17 protein-coding genes are annotated in these 18,143 nt (G+C 68.6%); 11 read left to right on the top strand and 6 right to left on the bottom strand.

From position 1 onward, the window contains the following. Positions 1–50 precede the first annotated feature (50 nt). From topA to tldD, 3 genes are all read right to left on the bottom strand, one after another. Positions 51–2,726, bottom strand: coding sequence for a type I DNA topoisomerase (gene topA, locus FHS00_RS12255; RefSeq protein WP_183473964.1), 2,676 nt, complete (start codon positions 2,724–2,726; stop codon positions 51–53). Between the two features lie 91 nt (positions 2,727–2,817). Then, positions 2,818–3,960: a DNA-processing protein DprA gene (gene dprA, locus FHS00_RS12260; protein ID WP_183473977.1), complete on the bottom strand. Its 1,143-nt coding sequence runs from the start codon at positions 3,958–3,960 to the stop codon at positions 2,818–2,820. Positions 3,961–4,029: 69 nt separating this feature from the next. Then, positions 4,030–5,463, bottom strand: a complete 1,434-nt coding sequence (tldD, locus tag FHS00_RS12265; RefSeq protein WP_183473980.1) for a metalloprotease TldD — start codon at positions 5,461–5,463, stop codon at positions 4,030–4,032. Positions 5,464–5,643: 180 nt separating this feature from the next. Here tldD and coxB point away from each other — a divergent pair, with 180 nt between their 5' ends. The 10 genes from coxB (at position 5,644) to FHS00_RS12315 (ending at position 14,726) form a co-directional block, all read left to right on the top strand. Then, positions 5,644–6,501: a cytochrome c oxidase subunit II gene (gene coxB, locus FHS00_RS12270; protein ID WP_246391293.1), complete on the top strand. Its 858-nt coding sequence runs from the start codon at positions 5,644–5,646 to the stop codon at positions 6,499–6,501. A gap of 172 nt (positions 6,502–6,673) precedes the next feature. Next, positions 6,674–7,642 carry a heme o synthase gene (gene cyoE / locus FHS00_RS12275; RefSeq protein WP_183473984.1) on the top strand — a complete coding sequence of 323 codons (969 nt, stop codon included), beginning with the start codon at positions 6,674–6,676 and terminating at the stop codon, positions 7,640–7,642. A gap of 6 nt (positions 7,643–7,648) precedes the next feature. Next, positions 7,649–7,855, top strand: coding sequence for a hypothetical protein (locus FHS00_RS12280; RefSeq protein WP_183473987.1), 207 nt, complete (start codon positions 7,649–7,651; stop codon positions 7,853–7,855). Beyond that, entirely contained in the window at positions 7,852–8,466 is a 615-nt protein-coding gene (locus FHS00_RS12285; protein WP_183473989.1) for a cytochrome c oxidase assembly protein, read from the top strand. Before FHS00_RS12280 ends, FHS00_RS12285 begins: the two co-directional genes overlap by 4 nt. 25 nt (positions 8,467–8,491) lie before the next feature. Further along, entirely contained in the window at positions 8,492–9,292 is an 801-nt protein-coding gene (locus FHS00_RS12290; protein ID WP_183473992.1) for a cytochrome c oxidase subunit 3, read from the top strand. 89 nt (positions 9,293–9,381) lie between these two features. Beyond that, on the top strand, positions 9,382–10,050 hold the full coding sequence (locus tag FHS00_RS12295; protein WP_183473994.1) for an SURF1 family protein: 669 nt from the start codon (positions 9,382–9,384) through the stop codon (positions 10,048–10,050). 17 nt (positions 10,051–10,067) lie between these two features. Next, positions 10,068–11,456, top strand: coding sequence for a threonine synthase (thrC, locus tag FHS00_RS12300; protein WP_183473997.1), 1,389 nt, complete (start codon positions 10,068–10,070; stop codon positions 11,454–11,456). Continuing rightward, positions 11,453–12,718, top strand: coding sequence for a M16 family metallopeptidase (locus FHS00_RS12305; protein ID WP_183474000.1), 1,266 nt, complete (start codon positions 11,453–11,455; stop codon positions 12,716–12,718). Before thrC ends, FHS00_RS12305 begins: the two co-directional genes overlap by 4 nt. Then, on the top strand, positions 12,718–13,302 hold the full coding sequence (locus tag FHS00_RS12310; RefSeq protein ID WP_183474003.1) for a GNAT family N-acetyltransferase: 585 nt from the start codon (positions 12,718–12,720) through the stop codon (positions 13,300–13,302). Before FHS00_RS12305 ends, FHS00_RS12310 begins: the two co-directional genes overlap by 1 nt. A 14-nt stretch (positions 13,303–13,316) precedes the next feature. After that, positions 13,317–14,726 (top strand): FAD-binding oxidoreductase, encoded by a 1,410-nt coding sequence (locus FHS00_RS12315; protein WP_183474006.1) that lies wholly within the window; start codon positions 13,317–13,319, stop codon positions 14,724–14,726. A gap of 73 nt (positions 14,727–14,799) precedes the next feature. Here the strand turns inward: FHS00_RS12315 and FHS00_RS12320 are convergent, their stop codons facing one another. Both FHS00_RS12320 and FHS00_RS12325 read right to left on the bottom strand, forming a co-directional pair. Then, the gene (locus FHS00_RS12320; protein WP_183474009.1) at positions 14,800–14,982 is read right to left on the bottom strand and encodes a CsbD family protein; all 183 of its coding nucleotides are present in this window, start codon (positions 14,980–14,982) and stop codon (positions 14,800–14,802) included. A 128-nt stretch (positions 14,983–15,110) separates the two neighbouring features. Then, on the bottom strand, positions 15,111–15,641 hold the full coding sequence (locus tag FHS00_RS12325; RefSeq protein WP_183474012.1) for an adenine phosphoribosyltransferase: 531 nt from the start codon (positions 15,639–15,641) through the stop codon (positions 15,111–15,113). Between the two features lie 181 nt (positions 15,642–15,822). On the opposite strand from FHS00_RS12325, the gene FHS00_RS12330 reads away from it, so the two are divergent. Next, positions 15,823–17,415: a SulP family inorganic anion transporter gene (locus FHS00_RS12330; protein ID WP_183474014.1), complete on the top strand. Its 1,593-nt coding sequence runs from the start codon at positions 15,823–15,825 to the stop codon at positions 17,413–17,415. Positions 17,416–17,472: 57 nt separating this feature from the next. Here FHS00_RS12330 and FHS00_RS12335 read toward each other — a convergent pair whose 3' ends face one another. After that, positions 17,473–18,078: a flavin reductase family protein gene (locus FHS00_RS12335; protein ID WP_183474017.1), complete on the bottom strand. Its 606-nt coding sequence runs from the start codon at positions 18,076–18,078 to the stop codon at positions 17,473–17,475. Between the last annotated feature and the right edge of the window lie 65 nt (positions 18,079–18,143).

Below are 18,143 nucleotides of genomic sequence, written 5' to 3' on the forward strand. Positions count from 1 at the left end.
GCGAAGTCAATGGAAATGCCGCGCCGCAGCGGGCGGCGCGGCTTCCAGCCTCATTCGGCCGCGTCGGCGGCCTTTTTCGTGGTTTTCTTGGCCGGGGCCTTCTTGGTCGCGGTCTTGGCCTTGGCCGTAGTCTTCTTGGCTGCGGGCTTCTTCGCCGCCGCCTTCTTGGCCGGAGCCTTCTTGCCTCCCTTGGCCGCCTTTTCGTCGACCAGAGCGATCGCCTGCTCCAGCGTCACCGCTTCGGGCTCCACGTCCTTGGGCAGGGTGGCGTTGACCTTTTCCCATTTCACATAGGGCCCGTAACGCCCTGGCATCACCGAGATCGCGCCGCCCGAAGGGTGCTCGCCCAGCTCCTTGAGCGCCTTGGCGGCCGCGCCGCGGCCACCGCGCCCGGCGGCTTTCTGGGCCAGTACCTCGACCGCGCGGTTCATGCCGATCTCGAAGACCTCGTCGACCTCCTTGAGGTTGGCATAGAGCTTGCCGTGCTTGACGAAGGGGCCGAAGCGGCCGAGCCCGGCCTCGACCGGCTCGCCATCCTCGGGGTGGTGACCGACGAGGCGCGGCAGCGACAGGAGCGTCAGCGCCTTGTCGAGATCCATCGCATCGGCCTGCCACCCCTTCGGCAGCGAGGCGCGCGGCGGCTTGGGCTGGTCCTCGGTCGGCTCACCCCGCTGGACATAGGGACCGAAGCGCCCGGTCTTGAGCCAGATCTCGTCGCCGCCATCCTCGCCCAGCACCCGATCGGCGCCGGTGTCGGCGCCGTCACCGCCGATCGGGCGGGTGTAGCGGCATTCGGGATAGTTGCCGCAGCCGACGAAGCCGCCGGTGCGCGAAGTCTTCAGATGCAGTTTGCCGGTGCCGCATTGCGGGCAGATGCGCGGATCGGAGCCATCCTCGCGCGGCGGGTAGAGCTGCGGCGCCAACGCCTCGTCGAGCACGTCGAGCACCTCGGTGATGCGCAGCTCCGAGGTTTCGGCGATGGCGGCCGAGAAGTCGCGCCAGAACTGGGCCAGCAGCTCCTTGTAATCCGCCTTGCCGGCCGAGACGTCGTCGAGCTGCTCCTCGAGCTCGGCGGTGAAGTCGTATTCGACGTAGCGCTTGAAGAAGTTCAGCAGGAAGATCGTGACGATCCGCCCCTTGTCCTGGGGGATCAGCCGGTTCTTGTCCTTGGTGACGTATTCGCGGTCCTGGATCGTGCCGATGACGCTGGCATAGGTCGAGGGACGGCCGATGCCGAGCTCTTCCATGCGCTTGACCAGCGTCGCCTCGGTGTAGCGCGGCGGCGGCTGGGTGTGGTGCTGCAGTGCCAGCACGGCATCGGGGCCGCCGAGAACGGCCGCGTCCTTGTTCTCCTCGGTCGCCTTGGCGAAGGCACCCTTGAGCGTGCCGGAGGCGAACTTGGCGGCCTCGCCCTGATGGATCTGCGGCAGGCGGCGGTCGTCATCGCTTTCGACGTCGTCGCGGCCCTCTTCATAGACCTTGAGGAAGCCGTCGAAGAGCACGACCTGGCCGGTGGCACGCAGCACGACCTGCTCGTCCCGGCTGGCGATGTCGACGGTGGTGCGCTCCATCCGCGCGGCTTCCATCTGGCAGGCCAGCGTCCGCTTCCAGATCAGGTCGTAGAGCTTGCGCTGGTCCGCCTCCAGCCGCGCCAGCTTCGAGGCGTCGCGCGACATGTCGGTGGGCCGGATGCACTCGTGGGCTTCCTGCGCGTTCTTGGCCTTGTTCTTGTACATGCGCGGGCTCTTGGGCACGTAGGCCTCGCCGTAGCGCGACTTGATCTCGTCACGCGCGGCCATCACCGCTTCGGGCGCCATGTCGATGCCGTCGGTCCGCATATAGGTGATGTAGCCCGCCTCGTAGAGGCGCTGGGCGGCCGACATCGTGGCGCGCGCGCCCATGCCGAACTTGCGGCTGGCTTCTTGCTGCAGCGTCGAGGTCATGAAAGGCGCGGAGGGGTTGCGCGACGCCGGCTTCGCCTCGACCGAAGATACCGTGAGATCGCGCGAGGCCACGGCCTGCACGGCCATCTCGGCTTGGGTCCGGTCGGCGATGTCGAAGCGGTCGAGCTTCTTGCCGGCCAGCACGGTGAGGCGCGCTTCGTATTCCTGGCCACGCGGCGTGACCAGCTGCGCCTTCACGCTCCAGTATTCGCGAGGCTTGAACGCCTCGATCTCCATCTCGCGCTCGACGATGAGCCGCAGGCAGACCGACTGCACGCGGCCGGCGGATTTCGCGCCGGGCAGCTTGCGCCACAGCACGGGCGACAGGTTGAAGCCCACGAGATAGTCGAGCGCGCGGCGCGCCAGATAGGCGTGCACCAAGGGCGCGTCGACCTCGCGCGGGTTCTTCATCGCCTCGGTGACGGCGGCCTTGGTGATCGCGTTGAACACGACCCGCGACACCGGTGTGTCCTTCTTGAGCACCTTGCGCGCGGTCAGCGCCTCCTGAAGGTGCCAAGAGATCGCCTCGCCTTCGCGATCAGGGTCGGTGGCGAGGATCAGATTCGGGTCGTTCTTGAGCGCGTCGGCAATCGCCTTGACGTGCTTGCGGCTGTCGGCTCCGACCTCCCAGCGCATGTCGAAATCGTTCTCAGTGTCGACCGAGCCGTCCTTGGGCGGCAGGTCGCGCACATGCCCGTAGGAGGCGAGGACGGTGTAGTCCGACCCGAGATAAGTGTTGATCGTCTTGGCCTTGGCCGGAGATTCGACGACGACGACGGGCATGGGGAATCCTCGGGACAGGGGAGGGGCGCTTTGGGCGCGCAACATGTGGCGGCCGCCGCCGCAATGTCAATCCGCCCTCTGTCGCCCCGTTTCAGCCGGTCCGGGCAAGGTCCCGGCGCACCAGCAGCCCCCCGGGCTGCCGCTCGACCCGGCCCGAGAGTTCGAGGTCGACCAGCGTCGGGGCCACCTGCGCCGCCGGAAGGCCAAGGTCGCGCAGCAGCTGGTCCTCGGCCAGCGGCGCGGCAGAAAGGGCCGAGAGGATGCGCCCCTCCAGTCCCTCGACCGGAGCATCCGGCGGCCGGGGCGTCGGACGCTCGGCGATGATCGGCGCAGCCGCGGCAGGCGTGCCAAGGATGTCCAGCACGTCACGCGCACCGCGCAGCAGCGTCGCGCCGTCGCGGATCAGCGCGTTGCAGCCGCCGGCGCGGGCGTCGAAGGGGTGTCCGGGGACGGCCATCACCTCGCGGCCCGCCTCGAGTGCTGCGCGGGCGGTGATCAGGCTGCCGGAGCGGGGCGCGGCCTCGACTACGATGGTGGCCCGAGCGAGCCCGGCGACGATGCGGTTGCGGGCCGGGAAGTGCCGCCCCTGCGGCGCGAGGCCCATGGGTTGCTCCGACAGGATCAGCCCATCATGGGCGATGCGGTCGGACAGCTTCGCGTTTTCGGGCGGATAGGTCACGTCGACGCCACCAGCGGTCACCGCGATCGTGCCGCCGCCGAGCGCGGCCTCATGCGCCTGGGCGTCGATGCCGCGCGCCAGCCCCGATACCACGACCCAGCCCGCCTCCGACAGATCCGCCGCCATGCGCCGCGCCATGCGCAACCCGAGAGACGAGGCGTTGCGCGCGCCGACCACGGCCAGCAGCGGACGGCGCAGCAGTGCCGCGCGGCCGCGCATCCACAGCAGCGGGGGCGCGTCGGGCAGGGCGGCAAGGTCAGAGGGGTAGAGGGGATCGCCATGCGCCAGCAACCGCGCCCCGAGCCGCGCGGCGGCCGCCATTTCGGCGCGCGCGGCCTCGGGTGGGCAGGGGACGTAATTCTCGATCCCGGCGGCGCGGGCGATGTCGGGCAGCGCCGCAAGCGCGCCGCGTGCGCAGCGATGCTCGGCCATCAGGCGCCAGTAGGTGACGATACCCACGCGGCGGGAGCGCAACAGGCGCAGGCGGGACAGCGTGTCTTCTTCCGAGGTGGGTGGGAGTGGGGGGTGAGCGGAAGAAGTCGGGTTCTGGGCCATCCGCGCCTCGCCTGTTGCCCGACCAGAACTAGGGCGACTCGGTTAACAGCGCGTAAATCAAAAGGCGTATCAGCTGCCCGATCCGCCCACCGTCAGGCCACCGATCATCAGGGAAGGCTGGCCCACGCCGACCGGCACCCATTGACCCGCCTTGCCGCAATTGCCGATGCCGGGGTCGAGCGCGAGGTCATTGCCGATGGCGCGGATCTTCTTGAGGGCCGTGGCGCCGTCGCCGATCAACGTGGCGCCCTTGACCGGCGCGCCGACCTTGCCGTTCTTCACCCGGTAGGCCTCGGTGCAGGAGAAGACGAACTTGCCGGAGGTGATGTCGACCTGCCCGCCGCCAAAGCCCACCGCCCAGATCCCGTCCTTGAGATCGGCGACCATGGCTTCGGGATCGTCATTGCCCGCCAGCATGTAGGTGTTGGTCATGCGCGGCATCGGCGTGTGGGCAAAGCTCTCGCGCCGGCCGTTGCCGGTCGGCGCGACGCCCATCAGCCGCGCGTTCTGCCGGTCCTGCATGTAGCCCACCAGTTTGCCATCCTCGATCAGCGTGGTGCGGTTCGAGGGCGTGCCCTCGTCGTCGAAGGTGATCGAGCCCCGGCGATCCGGAATCGTGCCGTCATCGAGTACGGTGACGCCGCGCGCGGCGACCTCGCTGCCCATCAGCCCCGAAAAGGCAGAGGAACCCTTGCGGTTGAAATCGCCCTCGAGGCCGTGGCCCACCGCCTCGTGCAGTAGGATGCCGGGCCAGCCCGGCCCGAGCACCACGTCCATGACCCCGGCGGGCGCTGCCTCGGCGTCGAGGTTGACCAGCGCGATCCTCAGTGCCTCGCGCAGCACCGGCTCCCAGTGGTCGCGCGCCATCAGCCCGTCGAGGCCGAAACGTCCACCGCCGCCCATGTGACCGCTCTCGCGGCGCCCGTCCTTCTCGACGATCACGCCGATCGAGATCCGGGCCATCGGGCGGATATCGGTATAGAGCGCGTCCTCGGGCCGCAGGATCGCCACCTCCTGATGCGAGGCGGCGAGGCTGGCAGTCACCTGCACCACCCGCGGGTCGAGCGCGCGCGCCACCGCGTCGATCTCGCGCAGGATGTCGACCTTGGCGCCGAAGCTCGCGCCCATGATCGGGTCGGCATCGGTATAAAGGTGGCGGTTGGTGCGCGCCGGCGCTTCGGCCAGCGTGCCGCCGCCATCGCCCACGGCGAGCCGGGCCGTGGCGACGGCGCGGGCCACTGCCGCTTCGTCGATCGTGGTCGAATGGGCGTAGCCGGCGGTCTCGCCACGCACCGCGCGCAGCCCGAAGCCCTCGGCCGCGTCGAAATTGGCGTGCTTGAGCCGCCCGTCATCGAAGCCCAGCACCTCGGAACGGCGACGCTCGAGAAACAGCTCGCCATCATCGGCGCCCGCCACCGCCTCGCGCAGGAGCCGCAGCGCCGCGGCGCGGTCGAGATGTGTGGCAAAGGGGTCGAAGGCGGGTTCGGCCTGGCGTGCGGTCATCTGGCGTCCTCGGCGGGTGGGAAAGGGGCGCCGGGGCAGGTAGGGCGAGCGTCCCTTTGCCGCAACCCGACAGCTTGTTCTGCGCGACAGTTTATGGGAATAGACCCGCGGACGACAGGGGATTCCGCCCGCGCGGGGGCCTCGGGGCGCCGGATTACGCCACACATGCAAGGTAGAGACATGCACCTCACAAAGCCCCTCGCCATGCTCGGGACCATCGCCGCCAGCCTGACGGCGGGCGCGGTTTCGGCACAGGAGACGATCGCCGAGCTGCCGATCATCGGCCGTCCGGTTGACGGGGCCGTGGGCTGGCAGCCCGCCGCGACCAAGCTGGCGCGCGACATCCACTGGCTCGACGGCATGCTGCTGGTGATCATCACCGCGATCACGCTCTTCGTTACCGGCCTGCTGGCCTTCGTGATCCTGCGCTACAACCGCAAATCCAATCCGAAGCCCGCGACCTTCACCCACAACTCGCCGCTCGAGATCGCCTGGACCGTTGTGCCGATCGTGATCCTGATCTTCATCGGCGCCTTCTCCCTGCCGGTGCTGTTCGACCAGCAGGAGATCCCCGAGGGTGATGTCCGGATCAAGGTGACCGGCTTCCAGTGGTACTGGGGCTACGAGTATGTCGACGAGGAAGTCGCCTTCGAGAGCTTCATGATCGGTGCCGGCATGGGCAACCTCAACGAGGAGATCCTGGCCGAGCTGAACGAAGCCGGCTACGGCGCCGACGAGTTCAAGCTGGCGACCGACACCGCCGTGGTGGTGCCGGTGGGCGCGACCGTGGTGATGGACGTCACCGGTGCCGACGTGATCCATTCCTGGACCATCCCCGCCTTCGGCGTGAAGCAGGACGCGGTGCCGGGCCGGATCGCCCAGCTGTGGTTCGAGGCCGAGCAGGAGGGCGTCTATTTCGGCCAGTGCTCGGAGCTGTGCGGCAAGGACCACGCCTACATGCCGATCACCGTCAAGGTGGTGAGCCCCGAGGCCTACGAGCAGTGGCTCGCCGGCGCCAAGGAAGAGTTCCCGGCCTGACCCGGGACGTGGCTGACGGGGCAGGGCGCGCAGGCGCCCGCCCGACGAGGCGGCATCGCCGCCATTCGACATGACGACCGGCCGGGACCGCCCGGCCGCGACGGCGGGGTCGACGCGCCCCGCAACCGCGCCAGCAGCGACGGCGGATGATGACCGCCGGACGGGAGCCCGCATGACCGATGCCAGCATGACCGACCTGAGCTATCCCGGGGCCCCCGAGGCGGGACTCAAGGACTACTTCGCGCTGCTCAAGCCGCGGGTGATGTCGCTGGTGGTCTTCACCGCGCTGGTCGGCCTCGTGGTCGCGCCGGTTCAGGTCAATCCCTTCATCGGTTTTGTGGCGATCCTGTGCATCGCGGTCGGTGGCGGTGCCTCCGGCGCGCTCAACATGTGGTGGGACGCCGACATCGACGCGATCATGCGCCGCACCAAGTCGCGCCCGATCCCGTCGGGCAAGACGACGCCGGGCGATGCACTGGCGCTGGGTCTGGCGCTGTCGGGCTTTTCGGTGGTGGTGCTGTTCCTCGCCGCCGGGCCGCTGGCCGCTGGCCTGCTGGCCTTCACCATCTTCTTCTACGCCGTGGTCTACACGATGTGGCTCAAGCGCTCGACGCCGCAGAACATCGTCATCGGCGGCGCCGCCGGCGCCTTCCCTCCGATGATCGGCTGGGCCGCCGCGACCGGCGACATCGCCGTCGAGAGCGTGCTGATGTTCGCGCTGACCTTCATGTGGACGCCGCCGCATTTCTGGGCGCTGGCGCTGTTCGTGAAATCGGATTACGGCGACGCGGGCGTGCCGATGCTGACCGAGACGCATGGCCGCCGCTCCACCCGCCGCCACATCCTCGCCTATACGCTGCTGCTGCTGCCGGTGGCGCTGGGCCTTGGCTTCACCTCGATCGGCGGGCCGATCTACCTCGCCATCGCGGTCGTGCTGAACCTACAGTTCCTGGGCGGCGCCTGGAAGCTGCTGCGCCGCGACGAGGCGCAGGCGGAGGCCGATGGCTACGCCGCCGAGAAGAAGGTCTTCAAGATCTCGCTCGGCTATCTTTTCCTGCATTTCGGCGCGCTTCTGATCGAGGCGGCGCTGCGTCCCTGGGGCGGCTCCTGGCAGATCCTGTCGGGCCTGTTCGGGGCATAAGGAGACATGTCCATGCGTGTCGAACATGAGATCCACCAGCGCCGCAAGGGCCGCAACTGGGGCGTCGGGCTGCTGCTCGTGGCCTTCGTCGCGCTGATCTTCGGCCTGACCGTGGTCAAGACGCTGAGCCTCGGCAACATCGTCGAGCTCGAGCGCTTCGACCACGTCGCCCGGCCCCAGCTCGTTCCGCAGGAGGAGGCGCCGGCGCAATGATCGATCGGGATCGCAGACTGCGCCGCACGGCGCTGCAGATGGTCGGCGTGGTCGTGGTGATGGGCGCGCTCGCCTGGGCCGCCGTGCCCTTCTATTCCTGGTTCTGCCGCGTGACCGGCTTCGGAGGTGCCACCTCGGTGGCGGAGGCCGCCTCGGACACCGTGCTCGACGAGACCATCACCGTGCGCTTCGACGCCTCGCTCGATCGCGGCATGCCCTGGACCTTCAAGCCGGTCGAGCGGCAGATGATGCTCAAGATCGGCGAAACCGGGCTGGCCTTCTACGAGGCTCACAACCCGACCGATCGGCCGGTGGCGGGGCAGGCGGCCTACAACGTCGCGCCCTATGCGGCCGGTGGCTTCTTCGAGAAGATCGACTGCTTCTGCTTCACCGAGCAGGTGCTGCAGCCCGGCGAGACGGTGCTGATGCCGGTGAGCTTCTACGTCGATCCCGAGATCGTGGAGCATCGTGAGGCGAAGTATGTCCACGAGATCACGCTGAGCTACACTTTCTACGAGATCGACCTGCCCGAGGACACGGAGACGGCGGCGCTGGCGCCGGGCAACGAGTCTTTGACACGAACCGCCGTGCAGGCGATAGACACGAACTGAACGAAAGGCCCGAGGGACCGACGCAATGGCGCATGAGAAGAACCACGACTACCACATCCTGGCCCCGTCCATCTGGCCGCTCATCTCCGCCGGTGGCGCCTTCGCGATGCTGTTCGGCGCTGTCGTCTGGATGCATGGCTCGGGCCCCTGGCTGTTCCTGATCGGCCTCGCCGCCGTGCTCTACAGCATGTATGGCTGGTGGGCCGACGTGGTCGGCGAAAGCCGGGTCGGCGATCACACCCCGGTGGTGCAGATCGGCCTGCGCTACGGCGTCATCATGTTCATCATGTCCGAGGTGATGTTCTTCGCGGCCTGGTTCTGGGCCTTCTTCAAGAACGCGCTCTACCCGATGGGCCCCGAAAGCCCGATGGTCGACGGCGTCTGGCCGCCCGAGGGCATCACCACCTTCGACCCGTGGCACCTGCCGCTGATCAACACGCTGATCCTGCTGTGCTCGGGCGCGGCGGCCACCTGGGCGCACCACGCGCTGGTGCATGAGAACAACCGCAAGGACATGCGCAATGGCCTGATCATCGCCGTCGTTCTCGGCCTGATCTTCACCGGCTTCCAGGCACTGGAATACTGGGAAGCGCCCTTCAGCTTCGGCGGCAACGTCTATGGCGGCGTGTTCTTCATGGCGACCGGCTTCCACGGCGCGCATGTGATCATCGGCACGATCTTCCTGCTGGTCTGCCTGATCCGCCTCGAGCGCGGCCATTTCACCCCCGAGAAGCATGTCGGCTTCGAGGCGGCGGCTTGGTACTGGCACTTCGTCGACGTGGTCTGGCTCTTCCTGTTCTTCGCGATCTACGTCTGGGGCAGCTGAGCGGTCGGGGCGAGACCGCCCGCCACATGGCCCACCGATTCACGGACGCGCGGGGCCTCCTCGCGCGTCCTTACGTTTCCGGAGACGAGATGCGCCGTACGATCCTTCCCCTGCTCATGGGTCTCATGGGCTGCGCCATCCTGCTCGGCCTCGGTGTCTGGCAGGTGCAGCGCCTGTCGTGGAAGACCGCGATCCTTGCCGATCTCGACTCGCGCATCCTCGCGGCCCCGGTGCCGCTATCAGGCGTGTCGAGCGCCGACCCGCAGGCCCAGCGCTACCTGCCGGTGGTGGCCCAAGGCCGGCTGACCGGCGAAGAGATCCACGTGCTGAGCGCAGCGGATGGCCCCGGCTTTCGGGTGATCGGCGTGCTCGACACCGGCGGTCGCCGGGTGATGATCGATCTCGGCTTCGTGCCCCTGGAGGCCAAGGAGCGCGGCCGCGCCGCGCTCGACGTGATGGTCACCGGCAACCTGCACTGGCCGCAGGAAGCCGACGAATGGACCCCGCCCGCCGACACGGCCGCCAATATCTGGTACGCGCGCGACGTCGGGCCGATGGCCGCCGCGCTCGGGACCCGCCCGCTTCTGGTGGTGGCACGACGGATCAGCCCGTCGGTCGGCACCATCCCCATGCCGCTTGACAGCGGCGCCGTGCCGAACGACCACCTCGGCTACGCGATCACCTGGTTCTCGCTGGCCGCCGTCTGGGCCGTGATGACCGGATTTTTCCTGTGGCGCGGCCGCCGCGCCGCGTCCTGACCACGAAGGACCGATCCATGCGCTACGTCTCGACCCGGGGCCAGGCCCCGAGCCTCTCCTTCGAAGAGGCGATGCTCACCGGTCTGGCCCGCGACGGCGGCCTCTACGTCCCCGAGACGGTGCCGATGTTCGACCGCGCCCAGATCGCGGCGATGGCGGGCCAGCCCTACGAGGAGGTGGCCTTCCGGGTGATGCGCCCCTTCATCGGCGACGCCTTCACCGATGACGAATTCCGCGAGCTGATCGCGCGGGCCTATGCGGGCTTTGCCCATCCCGCCCGCGCGCCGCTCAAGCAGCTCGGCCCGAACCACCACCTGCTGGAGCTGTTCCACGGGCCGACGCTGGCCTTCAAGGACTTCGCCATGCAGCTGATCGGTCAGCTGTTCCAGGCCTCGCTGGAGCGTTCGGGGCGGCGCATTACCATCGTCGGCGCGACCTCCGGCGATACCGGCTCGGCGGCGATCGAGGCTTTCCGCGGGCTCGCCAATGTCGACGTGGTGATCCTCTACCCGCATGAGCGGATTTCCGAGGTGCAGCGCCGGCAGATGACCACGCCGTCGGAGGAGAACGTCCACACCCTCGCGGTGAGCGGCGATTTCGACGATTGCCAGGCCGCGCTCAAGGACATGTTCAACGATTTCGGCTTCCGCGACGAGGTCGGGCTGGCGGGGGTGAACTCGATCAACTGGGGCCGGGTGCTGGCGCAGGTGGTGTACTACTTCACCGCCGCCACCACGCTCGGCGCGCCGCATCGCGACATCGACTTCACCGTGCCGACCGGCAATTTCGGCGACATCTACGCCGGTGACATCGCGCGGCGCATGGGGCTCAGCATCGGGCGGCTGGTGATCGCCACCAACCGCAACGACATCCTGCACCGCACCATCGAGAGCGGCGAGCACCGCAAGGCGGGCGTCACGCCGACCATCAGCCCGTCGATGGACATCCAGGTGTCGTCGAACTTCGAGCGGGCGCTCTGGGATGCCTATGGACGTGACGGCGCGGCGGTGACCCAGCTGATGAACGAACTCAAACGCGAAGGCGGCTTCGCGGTGAGCCAGGGCGCGATCGGCCGGCTGCGTGACAGCTTCGCCTCGGGCCGGGCTTCCGAGGAGGAGACGCGGGACACCATCCGCCGTCTCCACGCCGAGACCGGCGAGCTCCTGTGTCCGCATTCCGCGGTCGGCGTGCACGTGGCCGAGGCGCATCTGGGCGACAACCCGATGGTGACGCTCGCCACCGCGCATCCCGCGAAGTTCCCCGACGCGGTCGAGGCCGCCACCACGGTCCGGCCGCCCCTTCCCACCCGGATGGCAGGGCTGTATGACCGCCCGGAGCGGGTGACGCGGGTCGAGAATGACCTCGCCGCCCTGCAATCCGTCATCCGGGAGAAGATCGCACGGTGAGTGTCCAGCTGCATACCCTGTCCAACGGCTTCCGCATCGCCACCGAGCGGATGCCGGGGCTGCAATCGGCCTCGATCGGCATCTGGGTGCTGGCTGGCGGACGCCACGAGACCGAGGACCAGAACGGCATCGCCCATTTCCTCGAGCACATGGCGTTCAAGGGCACGGCGAAGCGCTCGGCGCTGGCCATCGCCGAGGCGATCGAGGACGTGGGCGGCTACATCAACGCCTATACCTCGCGCGAGATGACCGCCTATTACGCCCGGGTGCTGGGGCAGGACGTGGACCTCGCGCTCGACGTGATCTCCGACATCCTGCTGAACCCGGTCTTCTCGCCCGAGGAAATCGAGGTCGAGCGCGGCGTGATCCTGCAGGAGATCGGCCAGGCGCTGGACACGCCCGACGACATCATCTTCGATTGGCTCCAGGAAGAGGCCTATCCGGGCCAGTCGCTGGGCCGCACCATCCTCGGCCCCGCCGAGCGGGTGGCGCGCTTCAGCCGCGCCGATCTAGAGGCCTTTACCCAGGCCCACTACGGCCCGGGCCAGCTAATCCTGTCGGCGGCGGGCGATGTCGATCACGAGGCCATCGTGGCCGCGGCCGAACGGCTGTTCGGCGGGCTGGCGCCGCGCGTCACCGCACCGATCCAGCCGCCTGCGCGTTTCCTCGGCGGCGAGAGGCGGGTGATCAAACCGCTTGAGCAGGTGCATTTCGCGATGGCGCTCGAAGGCCCGCATTACCGCGATCCGGCGATCTACACGGCGCAGATCTACGCGACCGCTTTGGGCGGCGGCATGTCGTCCCGGCTGTTCCAGAAGATCCGCGAGGATCGGGGCCTGTGCTACACCATCTTTGCGCAGGCCGGGGCCTATGAGGACACCGGCATGACCACGATTTATGCCGGGACCTCGGCCGAGGAGATCGGCGATCTGGCGCGGCTCACCATCGACGAGATGAAGCGCGCGGCCGACGACATGAGCGAGGCCGAGGTCGCCCGGGCCCGCGCGCAGATGAAGGCCGGGATGCTGATGGGGCTGGAAAGCCCGTCGAACCGGGCCGAGCGCCTGGCGCGGATGCTGGCGATCTGGGGCCGGGTGCCGGGCATCGAGGAGGCGGTCGAGAAGATCGACGCCGTCACCGTCGAGGATGTCCGCGCCTTCGCCGCGCATGCGGCGGGCGGCGCCGGCAGTGCGCTGGCGCTCTACGGCCCGGCGGAAAAGGCGCCGCGTCTCGACGAGCTGAAGGAAAGGCTCGCCGCCTGATGCTCGGCCAGCGGCGGCGGGTCCAGATCGAGACCGAGCGGCTGACCCTGCGCCCGCCCGTGCATGGCGATTACCGGGCCTGGGCGGCGCTGCGCGAGGACTCGGCGGATTTCCTGACCCGCTGGGAGCCGACTTGGGCGGCCGACCACCTGACCCGCCGCGCCTTCACCAACCGCGTCTACTGGGCGCAGCGCTCGATCGCCCAGAACACCGCGCTGCCGCTGTTTCTGATCCGCCGCGCCGACCAGATGCTGCTGGGGGCCATTACCCTCGACAACATCCGCCGCGGCCCAGCACAGGCGGGCACGACCGGCTACTGGATCGGCAAACCCTTCGCCCGCGCGGGCTACATGCGCGAAGCGGTGCTGGCGGTGGTGCACCACGCCTTCAACGTCATGGATCTCAGCCGCATCGAGGCGGGATGCCTGCCGGAAAACACCCCCTCGCGCCGCCTGCTCGAAAGCTGCGGCTACAAGTATGAGGGCGTGGCGCAGAGTTACCTGCAGATAGACGGACGCTGGCGCAACCATGTGCTCTACGCCAATCTGCGGGCCGACCGGCGCGGTCGCGCCGAGACTGGCTAGGGAGGAGACCTGCCATGCTGAACCCCGCCACGCCTGCATTCCTCGACACGCTCCGCGCGCACCTGCCCGCGGCCACGTTCCGCGAGGCGGGGCCGGAACATCTGCAGGAGCCGAGGGGCCGCTACACGGGGCAGGGGCTGCTGCTGGCACCGAACTCGACCGAGGAGGTGGCCACGATCCTGCGGGCCTGCCACGCGGCGCGCGTCGGCGTGGTGCCGCATGGCGGCGGTACCGGCCTCGTGGGCGGGCAGGTGATGCAGGATGGCGCGGCGCCGGTGATCCTGTCGCTGGCCCGGATGGACGCGATCCGCGCGGTCCACCCCTCCGAGAATGTCATCGTCGCCGAGGCCGGGGCAATCCTGGCCGAGGTGCAGGCGGCCGCGCGCGACGCCGGGCGCATGTTCCCGCTCTCGCTTGCCTCGGAAGGCTCGGCCCGGATCGGCGGGCTCCTGTCGACAAATGCGGGGGGGCTCAACGTGCTGCGCTACGGCAATGCGCGGGCGCAATGCCTCGGGCTCGAGGTGGTCACAGCACAGGGCGAGATCTGGCACGGGCTGACGCGGCTCTACAAGGACAACACCGGCTACGGCCTGCGCGACCTGATGATCGGCGCGGAGGGCACGCTGGGCGTCATCACCGCCGCGGCGCTGAAGCTGGCGCCGGTGCCCGCGGCCTCCGGCACGGCGCTCCTGCAGGTGGCCTCGCCCCGGGCCGCGCTCGATCTGCTGGCGCTGGCGCGCGACCGGGTCGGCGACAACGTCACCGCGTTCGAGCTGATGCACCGGCAAGGCCCCGAGTTCCTGATCGAGGCGGGTCTAGACGCGCGCGTACCGCTCGATCCGCTGCCGGAGTGGATGGTGCTGATCGAACTGGGCCTGCCCGAGGGGCTGCGTCCCGAGGACAGCCTCGCCGCGATCTTCGAAGCAGCGCTCGAGAAGGGGCTGTCCGAGGATGGGGTGATCGCCTCGTCCGAGGCTCAGGCCCAGGCGCTCTGGGCGGTGCGGGAGACGATCCCCGAGGCCAACCGCCGCATCGGCTCGATCTCTTCGCACGACATCTCCGTCCCGCTCTCCTCCGTGCCGGACTTCATCGCGCAAGGCGGCTCGGCGCTGCAGGAAGTGGGCGAGGTGCGGATCAACTGCTTCGGCCATCTGGGCGACGGCAACCTGCATTACAACGTTTTCCCGCCGAAAGGACGGGACCGGCGGGAGTTCGACGACATCCGCCCGCGCGTGAAGGAGATCGTCCACGACCTCGCGCATGGCTTCGGCGGCTCTGTGAGCGCCGAGCATGGCATCGGGAGGCTCAAGGTCGGCGATCTGGAGCGCTACGGCGACCCGGTGAAGCTGTCGATGATGCGCGCAATCAAGTCGGCGCTCGATCCGAACGGTATCCTCAATCCGGGCGCGGTATTGAGGGGCTGAGGCCCGACATGCGAATGGCCGCACCGCTGCGGCCATTCGGGCTCACGCGGAGCCGGGATTTGGGGAGACGTGATCAGATATCGTCGCCCAACGCCCCCTTGATCGAACCCGAGACGTTCTGAGCCGTGCCGCGTGCCTTTTGTGCCTTGCCCTCGGAGCGCAGCCGCTCGTCGCCCGTCGCCTCGCCGATGGCATCCTTGGCGGAGCCAGCGGCCTTGTTGGCGGCGGCCTTGGTCTTGTCGATGAATTCACCCATTGGGGACGTCCTCAATCGCGGCAGGCGCGGCGACCATCGCCGCACCTCGCTTCGTGGACATCAAACGCTGGAGCACGCCCCGCAGTTGCGCGCGGCGTGCCGCCAAGCTTCACGTCTGCGAGATGGGCTCAGGCCCCTTCATAGGCGCAGAGCGCCTCGACCCGCTGACCCAGCCCCTCGAGCCGCTTCCGGCCGCCCAGCTCCCTGAGATCGATCACGAAGGCGCAGGCCGTGACCTCGGCGCCCAGCCGCTCGATCAGCCGGATCCCCGCCTCGGCCGTGCCGCCGGTGGCCAGCAGATCGTCGACCAAGAGCACCTTCTGGCCGGCATGCAGCGCGTCGTCATGAATTTCGACCACCGCTTCGCCATATTCGAGGCTGTAGGCCTGCTCGATGGTCTTGCCGGGCAGCTTGCCCTTCTTGCGGATCGGCACGAAGCCGGTGCCGAGCCGGTCGGCAAGCGCCCCGCCTAGGATGAAGCCGCGGGCTTCGAGACCCGCCACCGTGTCGATCTCGAGCCCTTCGCAGGCCGTGACCAGCCCCTCGATGGCGAGCCGCAGCCCGTCGCGATCGGCGAAGAGCGTGGTGACGTCCCTGAACATGATGCCTTCATGCGGGAAGTCGGGGATGGTGCGGATGTAGTCGGTCACATGGGCCATGACGGCTCCTTGTATTGCGGCTGTACGTGTCCCCAAGGGACGGGCGGCGCGTTCATAGGGCGTGCAGGGCCGCTTGCGAAGCCCGATTCGGGGAAACGGCGCGTTTGCGGGTTCCGTCGCGGGGCGCGCTGGGCTATGCCGCGACCGCATCCCGAACGAACCTGTCCGCGAAAGTGAGCCGATGAGCCGATCCCCGCTGGCCGTGCTGGCCAATGCCGTCTCCTCCGAGAACGCACCGGCGCTGCCCGGCAGCGCCGCCGATTACAAGACCGAGATCCTGTCGGGGCTGACGGTGGCGCTGGCGCTGGTGCCCGAGGCGGTGGCCTTCGCCTTCGTCGCTGGAGTCAATCCGCTCGTCGGTCTCTACGCGGCCTTCCTGGTCGGCCTGATCACGGCACTGATCGGCGGCCGGCCCGGCATGATCTCTGGCGCAACCGGCGCGCTCGCCGTGGTCATGGTCAGCCTCGTCGCCGAGCACGGGGTCGAGTATCTCTTCGCCACCGTGGTGCTGATGGGCATCCTGCAAGTGCTCGCCGGCATCTTTCGGCTGGGCAAGTTCATGCGGCTGGTGCCGCATCCGGTGATGCTCGGCTTCGTCAACGGCCTGGCCATCGTGATTGGCCTGTCGCAGCTTGAGCAGTTCCACGACCCCCAGACCGGCGGCTTCCTCAGCGGTGGACGCTTGGTGCTGATGCTGGCGCTGGTGGCGCTCACGATGTTCATCATCTGGATCATGCCGCGCCTGACCCGTGCGATCCCCGCGCCGCTCGCCGCCATCGGCATTGTGGCCGCGCTGGTGATCGGCTTCGGCCTGCCGGTGCCGCGCGTCGGCGACCTCGCGCAGATCTCGGGCGGGCTGCCCGAGTTCTCGATCCCGATGGTGCCGCTCAACCTCGAGACCTTCGGCATCATCCTGCCCTACGCGCTTATCCTCGCGGCGATCGGCCTGATCGAAAGCCTGCTGACGCTCAACCTCGTCAGCGAGATCACGGGCAAGCGCGGCGGCGCCAGCCAAGAATGCGTGGCCCAGGGCATCGCCAACGTCGTCACCGGCTTTTTCGGCGGGATGGGCGGCTGCGCGATGATCGGCCAGTCGATGATCAACGTCTCCTCGGGCGGCCGCACCCGTCTTGCCGCCGCCTCGGCCGCGATCTTCCTTCTGTGCTTCATCCTCTTCGCCGCCCCTGTGATCGAGCAGATCCCGCTCGCCGCGCTGGTCGGCGTGATGTTCATGGTGGTTATCGGCACCTTCGCCTGGAACAGCTTCCGGGTGATGCGCCGGGTGCCGCGGGTGGATGCCATCGTCATCGTGCTGGTCACGGTCATCACCGTGCTGACCGACCTCGCCACCGCGGTGGTGGCGGGCGTCATCGTCTCGGCGCTGGCCTATGCCTGGCAGAACGCGACCCGGATCGGCGCACGCACCTTCCGCACCGAGGACGGCGCCAAGGTCTACCAGATACAGGGCCCGCTCTTCTTCGGCTCGGCCGATGGCTTTTCCGAGCTGTTCCAGGTCGAAAACGACCCGGACCACGTGATCGTCGATTTCGAGCACAGCCGCGTCGCCGACCAGTCGGCGCTGGCGGCGATCGAGACGATGGCCGAGCGCTACACCAATGCCGGCAAGCGGCTGGTGCTGCGCCACCTGTCGCCGGACTGCCACGCGCTTCTGCGCCGGGCGGGCCAGCTCGTGGTCGAGAGCGATGACGATCCGAATTACGGTCTGGCGGTCGATTACGACGTCCGGCTCGGCGCGCTGGGCGGCGGGCACTGAGCCCACCGGCCTTTGCGAAAATCGAGAGGCGGCCCCTTGGCGGGCCGCCTTTTGCGTTCAGTCGGCGGGCCGCTTGAGGCTGAACAGCTCGGTCACCCGGGCATAGTCGCGGTAGCCGAGCCGCGCCAAGGGCTGGAACCGGGTCACGTCGAAATGGCCATCGACGAGGCAGTCGTCGCGCATGTGCACGCCCGTCACTTCGCCGATCGCCATCACGTTCATCTCGCCTTCCAGCTCGACGAAGCGGAGCAGCTTGCACTCAAGCGATGCAGGCGCCGACGCCACGCGCGAGCAGGGGATGGTCTCGCATTCCGCCCGCTCGATGCCGGCATGCTCGAATTCGTCGGTGCCGCGCGGCCACGGCCCGGAGGTCGCGTTCATGGCGTCGCGCGCCGCGTATTCGACGATGTTGACGCAGAACACGCCGGTCTCGCGGATGTTGGACATGCTGTCCTTGGACCAGTCTCGGTCCTCCTTGGCCGAGGTCGAGGCGAACATCACCTGCGGCGGGACGTAGGCCACGGCGTTGAAGAAGGAGTAGGGGGCGAGGTTCTCCGATCCATCGGCGCCACGGGTGGAGATCCAGCCGATCGGGCGGGGCGTGACGATGGCGTTGAACGGGTTGTGCGGCAGGCCGTGGCCATTCTCGGGGCGGTAGAACATCGCGCTTTCCTTTTCAGTTGTACCGAGAGGTAGCGGCCCGGCCTGCGTCGGTCCAGCCGCCTGAG

Source organism: Limimaricola variabilis, from assembly GCF_014195545.1.
In the GTDB taxonomy this organism is placed as follows: domain Bacteria; phylum Pseudomonadota; class Alphaproteobacteria; order Rhodobacterales; family Rhodobacteraceae; genus Limimaricola; species Limimaricola variabilis.